This window comes from Citrobacter sp. VF227 (assembly GCF_052950715.1).
Genome location: NZ_JBRFVF010000237.1, coordinates 1 through 528, shown reverse-complemented (window position 1 = coordinate 528; position 528 = coordinate 1). Strand labels below are relative to the sequence as shown.

Genomic DNA, 528 nt, shown 5'->3' with positions numbered 1-528 from the left:
GTTCATGCTCCTGCTGCCGTCGACCATCCTCGACGACGATAATCGGCGGTCAGATCTCGTCGAACGCCTCGAAGCGGCCTTTCCCGGATCGACTTTCTCCGCCGCGCCCTGCGAGCGCCTCGCGAAGCCCGGCGGTGGGACGCTCCTGATCGACGAGCCGATCGCGATCCCCCTCATGGGCAGCGTCGGCGCCGAGGATCGTCACTCGCCGATGTACCGCCGCCCCCCTCCCGACCGCATGGCGGAAATCAACGCGGCGTTGCTCGCCTTCATCAACGGATCGGCGAGCCTGAATTAAACCTTGCTGGTCGGGCGCTCGGGTCGTCGCACCACAGCGGCAACTGATCGAGCTGCCCGATCTGGCGCGCGTGGATCTCCATCGAGCCCTTCAGGCCGTGATGCCGGATGCAGAGGCCCCACCAGTTCGCCGGATCGAACATCGCCCCACCGTCGGCGATCGGAATCTTGTGATCGACCACCTTCGCGAATTCGAGGCGCCCTTCCTGGTCGCACCAGATGCAGAAAGGG

General features: G+C 65.5%; 2 protein-coding genes. One reads left to right on the top strand and one right to left on the bottom strand.

Annotated elements, in window-relative coordinates; genetic code table 11:
• A partial coding sequence (locus tag ACU8YC_RS26095) for a hypothetical protein (protein WP_446896127.1) occupies positions 1-298 on the top strand: 298 nt, incomplete at its 5' end.
• On the opposite strand, the gene ACU8YC_RS26090 is transcribed toward ACU8YC_RS26095, so the two are convergent.
• On the bottom strand, positions 273-528 hold a 256-nt coding region (locus ACU8YC_RS26090; RefSeq protein ID WP_446896126.1), incomplete at its 5' end, for an HNH endonuclease signature motif containing protein. The genes ACU8YC_RS26095 and ACU8YC_RS26090 overlap by 26 nt on opposite strands.